Origin of the sequence: Vibrio sp. 10N.222.48.A3 (genome assembly GCF_041475345.1) — a bacterium.
GTDB lineage: Bacteria > Pseudomonadota > Gammaproteobacteria > Enterobacterales > Vibrionaceae > Vibrio > Vibrio tasmaniensis_A.
Window position 1 is genome coordinate 1 of sequence record NZ_JBFRVX010000217.1, and the last position, 7,065, is coordinate 7,065.

The window sequence follows — 7,065 nt, forward strand, 5'->3', positions numbered from 1 at the left end:
CCCGTAGTCTGTTTAACTACAATCAAGAATTCATCGGTCTAGGGTATCGATGAATTCTTGATTGTAGTTAAACAGACTACGGGAATAGAGTTGGTCAAGCCCGTGCTCAGCGATCAACTTGTCGACCATACCAAGTCGGTACGCCCCGACCAGTTCAGCCTTAGCTTTGTTCCACACAAACAGTTGATGGTAGTAAAGGTCATACTCATCTAAATCACAGGCAAGCCCGCTGCCTTCTCCGACTTCTCGGAAACTCTCTTCTCTAACTCGACCAATTTCGCGCATTAAGTTAGGAATAGATTGGCTTGGCGTACAGTAGACCTCGAAGTCCCCTTGCTCAAGTAACTTCATCTCTTCAGGAAGAGAATCGACCTCTATTGCCAACACTTCTGGTGGAATAGGCGCAATCACTTGGGTGTCAAAAGAGGGCGCGTGGATTGGCGTATTCGGGCTATCTTGTTGACTCATTAGGTAGGTATTGAGTCGTAGGTAGTTGACGATATCCATCTCTTGTTCAAACGATTTGATCTCTGAATACGGAATCGAAGAGCCAATCGAGATAGAGATAGTCGTCGCCTGTTTATTAAGAAGTTCGCGGCCAAGTAAAGCCGTTCTCAGTAGTGGATGAACACGGCCCGCTTGGTAGAAAAGCTCACTGTTCTTGCCATTGATAAAGATAGGCACTGTGGTGGCTTGGTGACGCTTAACAAACTTTGCGACTGATTTGCTCCACTCGATGTCTGTTAGTGTCTTGGCCCCTTTACGGTAACTCGATACTTCGCCAGCAGGGAACACAATCAAGAGTCCACCGTCTGCTAAATGACGATTGGCATCTCGAATAGCTTTAGCATTGGTGCGTTTCGATTCTTTACTGTTAAAGACATCGACCCCAATGAAAAGATCATCCAGTTCAGGCAGTCGCTTGAGCAACTCATTGGCCAACACCTTCACATCCTTTCTTACCGATCCTACGAGATCTGCAAGGATCACGCCTTCAATCGCACCAAGCGGGTGGTTAGCCACAATGACTACTGGCCCTTGTTCGGGAATATTATCAGTGGCGCCTGCTGAAACGGAATAGTCGATATTCAATGCTGACAAGGTGTGATGCATGAATTCAAAGCTAGATAACTCATCAGGTCTATCTTGATAGAGCTTATCTAGCTTAGATAGCCCAGTTGCCCACTCGACAACAGACTCACCTAAACCAAAAGGCGTGTAACGTGGTAAACGAAAAGGACTATCAATCATAATGAAGCTACCTTATTGACTAAAGTTGTTTAGGAAACCGTCTTGATTCTTGAAATCTTTTACACTTAAAAATGCACCGCAAAGCCATACTAGACATGCCATGCCAAACAGTAATCCGCCGTCATAACCGACAATTTCACCCGCTGCGTTAAACTCAGGCATTTGAATACCGAGCGGCGTAAACAGATGGAAAAATATCGCGCCACTCATAATCCCCACACTCATGATGGCACCTAGGCCATGCCAACGAGTAAACAGCAAAATGGCCGCAATCAATTCAGCGAACCCAATCAAGTAGCCGCCAAATGAACCGAACCAACTTAAGCCAGACCATGTCGCCAAGGTGCCAAAGATATGCTCAGTCTCGTATGAGCCTGTGAACTTAAAAAACAGCGACTGAACAAATACGAAAGCGATAAATGCCGCAGGAATATGTTTAGCTGGAGTGAATGTCATGGTTATTCCCTTATTTGATCAGTTGCGGCCAAATGGTGTCGGCTTTTTGAATATGTTGTGCTCGGTCTTGTTCCCAACGCTGTTTAATCTCTTGGTCGTAGTTGAGGTAAAGCTTGTTATCAACAATCGTCCATTGATTCGGGTCTCCGGGTGCAAAATCACTTTTTGCTGAAACAGCCCAAGCGCAATAACCACCATATTGAGGGGCATATTTTTCAGGATTATTAACAAATAAAGTCAGATTCTTTTCAGAAGAGAAATACCAGTCCGCGCCTTTGTACTCGGTGCTGAATTTTTTACTGCCTTCAATAGGCTTACCTGAAGTGAAATAAGCCACAGTGTCGTAGCCATCGAGCGCCTTGCTGCTAAAGAATCCGGTGTAGATTTCATCGGCGGCAAATACGTAAGGGCTAACAAGTAGCATGACCATGGTTAATAGTTTTCTCATGATGGACTCCATCTATAGATTGATTGCTGGTGATAAATCGAAGGTAAAACGCTGTTGATTTATCTGGCATGGTTTAATGGGTTCACAAGGCGAGCCGGGTGCATAAAACATCGAGGCTTGGCCATGTAGATTACGTAAGTGTGTAAAGCTCACCGTATGTGCGTCTTCACGATGCATACAGGTCGCTAAATGAGGCTGTTCGCTATGATGGTGAGAGTGAAATTGAAGTAAGTTCTGCTGATTCTTACCTGTTGTCATAAGCTGATCGTATTTTTCTTGTCGGTAGGCTTGCACTCGCTCTAAATCAACACCGGATGAGAACAGCGGAGAGTCGGTTTCGACTATTTTTTGTTGAATGCCATCCCACATATAGGCGATAACCAAGCCATGGTGTTGAGTTAAGTTCGGCGCGAAAGCTAGCAAGGTAAATGGGGCAAAAGAGTGCAGATCGAGCTTATGAAATGCTTCAGAGAGCTGACTGATATTACGACTCGATGATAGGTTCTTGAGTAACAAACCACGGCTGACTAAAAGTCCATCAGGTACGATGCCTTGATAGTTATTGAGTAGGCATAACGAAAGCCCGAACTCATTGATACTGATCCAGCTACCACCGCCGGTTGGGTCGTGTGGCATGATGATATCGACGCCGTTAACTCGATATTGTTTAGGTGGCATCGCCAGTGTCCGTGTCTTTTGTTCATCACGATTAAAGAAGACCTGATAGCCATTGTCTTCAAGCAGCCAAGATACTGAACACATGATTATTGCTCCCTCAAATAGCTGCTGGTGGTTGGGGCATAACCAAAGGTGTTGCATGTTTCGACATCAAGAAAGGTCGTGATCACCTTGATCATCGCGTAATGATGATTGGCATGCAGCGCGGCAAAGGTGACCTCTCTTTCTAGCGTAGAAGGCAGGCTGGCAAACACTTGTGTATCCATTGAAACTTCGGTTTGGATCATGATGGGCGCTTCGAGATCTCTGCGGTCTATTCGTTCAAGCCAGTTGATCACGTAATGGATCTCTTTCAACGCAATCGACCTGTCGAATTCGACGGGGTGACCACGACGACGAGTGTTGTAATCAACGGTCGCATTCTCTTTTAAAATCAAAGCGTGAAAAAGATCGAGCGTGTGACGGGTATGCTCACCAATAGAACTTGTGACGTGCGGCTTTGCTCGTGTCAGATAGTCGCTGTCAGATATCGCTAACAAAAACTCTAAACCCTGATTCAATATCTCTACCGCTCCCTTGATACTAGGAGAGAAAGAAGTTAGGGCGCTCGGTTGGGCTATGGGGTTCATTCATGATCCTCGTACAAAGTTAATCGGTGGTCGGATATTGTTGAACAAGACGTCGCTCTTCTTGCCACGCGTTATATAAGCTCTTAAAAGAAGGAGGCTGGTGGCCTCGCTGTTTTTGCTGAGCGCCAATATCAAAAAGAATGCGGTATTGCAGGAGTAGCGTAGAAAATATCTCTCGCAATGGTGTGTTGCGATCCCAGATATGCCCAGCCTCACTGCTTGCGCCATTGACCTCAAGGATAGTGAAATCCTCGCCGTTCATTAGGCTGTGCATGTCCTTGAATTTGACGTCGAGTCGACCAAAGTGGAAGCCATCGAAGTCGTCGAATATTTCGTCTAAGCGTTCGGTTAAAGCCTGAGTAATGTATTGATTGCCATCGCGGAAGATGCAGCCACGGCTATGGCTACCTGCGAACGCGAGTTGGAACTCTTCGCCCTCTGCGAGCACTTGATCCAATTTATCTTCATGCCTTGGTAGATACAGGTGGCTGAGTTGCCCAGCACGCGGGCTATTTTCAATTAACTGCTTGAGTGTCGACTTGCCATCACCCATCACCATTGGTGAATATTTGAGTGTGATCGAGATGATCTCACCTTGCTTTTTGTTTGGGTAACGAACATAGAAAACCCCCGCTTCAGCTTGATAAGGCGCCTTTTCTTGCAATAGAAAGCGAGCACCATTTGGGAAAAATTCAACATACTGTTCAAGTTGATCTTGTGTGTTGATCAGCTTAACGCCAACACCTCGACAGCCAAGATCCGGTTTAGCCACAATCGGGAAATCGAGATCCGATTGTATGAGTGCACTGCGTGCATCTTCAGCTTGTTTCTTACTGCTAAGATCCGTTTTGGTTAGGGTGATAAACGGAGAGATCCAGCGCTGACTCGATGATCCGGCAAGGCTCAGTATTTCGTGTTTTGATTCGCCTACCATGCCGCTTAACTTGATGCTCGGGTTGGCGATGAGCGGCAGCGCCCAGTCAAAGTGCCGTAACCCTTGCATCAGGCTTTGAATCACCACTGGCGTGTAGAAGAACCAAGTTGGAAGAAACTCATAAGGAGAGACACTGCGCACGGTATCTTTTTCAAGCAAGGGCATGCCTGCATTGATTTGATGTGCTGGAATGATGCGAATATCTTGCGGTGAACTCATGATAATCCTCTAGAGTAGGTTCTATTCATTAATCGATTGCCGATAAACAACAAAGCGATGGCACACGGGATGATGATCCATTGATATTCAGAGGCTTGCAGCCACGCTGATGTCCCTAAATAGTAGATGGCAGAGAAGACAATGCCAGTCCAGATCGCAGTGGCACTAATAACGGCAAACAAGAAAGTAGGCAGTGGGATTGCGAAAAAGCCACTTAAGGTAAAACCGACGGTACGAAGCCCGGGAATAAAGCGGATAACAAAAAGGCTGCTGAAAGCGTTTTGACGTAATTTAGTGCGAAGTGCACGAAAGTATCGGTTGGTGAGGGCTTTGTAACGAACGCCTCGGAAATAACGTCCTGATTTACCTAGGTAATAGAGGCCGATATCTCCTGTGGCAATGCCGATGAAAATGGCAAGCAACGCATATTGAGGAAGCATGAGTCCTTGAGTTGCTAAACCTGCCGCTGTAACAATCGCCAGATCTTCAAGCAAGTAAGAAAGCGCGATAATGCCAAGCATCAGCCATAGCAGCGATTCCTCTCCCGTATTTAACCATGCTTGAATGCTCTCGACGGTGCTCATCAAATGTCCTTATCTATCCCATAGATGAATGGCTTAATGACCATTCATTGAGTGTAGTAAATTAAATAGACAGGAGGAGCGGAGAAAAACTTACAGGCGATTGCTGCTTTTTTATATTTGATTGATTTTATTGGCGGTTTGAGTCGCGCTGTTTGGGTATTGAATTAGCGGGCGTTTACGGTGAGAAAAGTAGGGCAGTGGATTTGGTTTATAAATAACAAAAGAAAAAGGCTGAGTCGTTAAACTCAGCCTTTCAGAACGTTAACTATGGATTACAAGGTAATCTATTTAGTTAGGTCAATCTGGTAAACAGCAAAACCAACATCGTCAGTCGCAACACGTTTCATCGGGTATTGCCCCTTTTCTTTGATGAACTCTGCCGCTTTGTCGCTTGGAGATGTTTCAAAGCGGATATCTAGCTTTTTATCCGTTTTGATTGGCGCAAATGACCAGTTGTTATCAGCCGTTGGGCTCACTTGACCTTGCTCTTTGCTCACTCGAGAGATGTAGTTTGCTAGAACAGTACGGTTCTCATCTGGTGCATCAAATGCGATGAAGTCTTCACCCGTACCTGGGAACTTATTGCTGTATGCTCGGTAGTTGTTGGTTGCGATCAGGAAGTCTTGCTTCACGTCGATTGGCTTACCTTGGTAAGTTAGACCTACGATACGCTCAGAGCCTTCATTAATAACTTTACAGTTACCATCGTATTTTGCTGGTTGTGTAACATCGATTTGGTACTCAACGCCATCGATGACATCAAAGTTGTAAGTGCGGAAGCCGTCCCATTCAACCAACTGCTGTGGTGCGGTCGAATTAACATCTATTTTTTGGAATTGACCAGCAGAACACTCAAGCCACTCTTTTACTTCGTGGCCTGTTACCTTCATTGCAACTAGCGTGTTCGGGTAAAGGTATAAGTCAGCCGCGTTACGGAATGTCAGTTGACCAGATTCAACTTCAGTGAAGTTCGCTGGGTCATTCTTACGGCCGCCTGCTTTGAATGGTGCAGCTGCTGAAAGTACAGGTGTGCCATCTAAGTCTGGATCACCTTGGATGAACTGCTCAACGTAATCTTTTTGCGCAAGGTTCACGATTTGAACAGTTGGATCGTCTTGTACTAGAGACAAGAAGCTGTACATCACATCGTCTGCTTTACCAATCGGTTGGTTAACAAACTCACGAGTACCTGCGTGGTCTTTTTCTAGTGCAGAAACGATGCCTTCATCAGCAGCAGCAAGAGATTTCTTTTCTACCTTGTCGTAGATTGGGCGTGCTTCTGATTGGCCTTTAACAACTTCCCACTTACCGTCTTTTTGTGCAAGTGTTAGATCCATAACACCAACGTGGCTACCCCAGCGGCCTGGCATTACAGCCGCAACGCCGTTCATTGTGCCCGTTTCGTTGTTGATGCCTTGAATGTCATCAAAACCTTTTCCTGGGAATACTGCGTGAGAGTGACCAAATGCGATTGCATCAATGCCGTCTACTTCAGATAGGTAGAACGTTGAGTTCTCTTCGCCATTTTTGTACGGGTCAGTTGATACGCCTGAGTGAGGGATAGCAACGATTACTTCAGCGCCTTCCGCTTTCATTTGAGGCACTAACTCGTTAGCTGTCTCAATGATATCGCGAGCGATCACTTTGCCTTCAAGGTTCTTCTTATCCCACGTCATGATTTGTGGTGGAACAAAACCGATGTAACCCACTTTTACTTCATGTTCTACGCCAGCAGTATCTTCAAAGGTGTGCGTCTTGATGATGTATGGCGTGAAGTAGTGTTCTTTGGTTTCTGCGTCGTAAACGTTAGCACTGATGTACGGGAAATCAGCGTCGTTAATAGATTCTTCTAGGAACTCAAGACCG

At 45.7% G+C, this 7,065-nt stretch carries 7 protein-coding genes and 1 pseudogene; all 8 read right to left on the bottom strand.

What is annotated here, in order from left to right; translation table 11 throughout:
* Positions 1 to 36: 36 nt before the first annotated feature.
* Positions 37 to 1,251: pseudogene (locus AB4653_RS07550) on the bottom strand (lysophospholipid acyltransferase family protein); the annotation flags it as partial.
* 12 nt (positions 1,252 to 1,263) lie between these two features.
* On the bottom strand, positions 1,264 to 1,707 hold the full coding sequence (locus AB4653_RS07555) for a hypothetical protein (protein WP_004735264.1): 444 nt from the start codon (positions 1,705 to 1,707) through the stop codon (positions 1,264 to 1,266).
* A 10-nt stretch (positions 1,708 to 1,717) separates the two neighbouring features.
* Complete coding sequence (locus AB4653_RS07560) at positions 1,718 to 2,155, bottom strand: YHS domain-containing (seleno)protein (RefSeq protein WP_012604897.1); 438 nt, start codon at positions 2,153 to 2,155, stop codon at positions 1,718 to 1,720.
* 12 nt (positions 2,156 to 2,167) lie between these two features.
* Positions 2,168 to 2,917, bottom strand: a complete 750-nt coding sequence (locus AB4653_RS07565) for an NRDE family protein (protein WP_102257875.1) — start codon at positions 2,915 to 2,917, stop codon at positions 2,168 to 2,170.
* 2 nt (positions 2,918 to 2,919) lie between these two features.
* Positions 2,920 to 3,462 (bottom strand): hypothetical protein, encoded by a 543-nt coding sequence (locus AB4653_RS07570; RefSeq protein WP_102257874.1) that lies wholly within the window; start codon positions 3,460 to 3,462, stop codon positions 2,920 to 2,922.
* Positions 3,463 to 3,481: 19 nt separating this feature from the next.
* Complete coding sequence (locus AB4653_RS07575; protein ID WP_102257873.1) at positions 3,482 to 4,615, bottom strand: ATP-grasp domain-containing protein; 1,134 nt, start codon at positions 4,613 to 4,615, stop codon at positions 3,482 to 3,484.
* Positions 4,612 to 5,199 carry a DedA family protein gene (locus tag AB4653_RS07580; protein ID WP_102257872.1) on the bottom strand — a complete coding sequence of 196 codons (588 nt, stop codon included), beginning with the start codon at positions 5,197 to 5,199 and terminating at the stop codon, positions 4,612 to 4,614. The genes AB4653_RS07575 and AB4653_RS07580 overlap by 4 nt, the downstream gene beginning before the upstream one ends.
* Positions 5,200 to 5,483: 284 nt before the next feature.
* Positions 5,484 to 7,065 (bottom strand): 2',3'-cyclic-nucleotide 2'-phosphodiesterase (gene cpdB, locus AB4653_RS07585; RefSeq protein WP_372103727.1); only part of this gene is annotated, 1,582 nt, incomplete at its 5' end.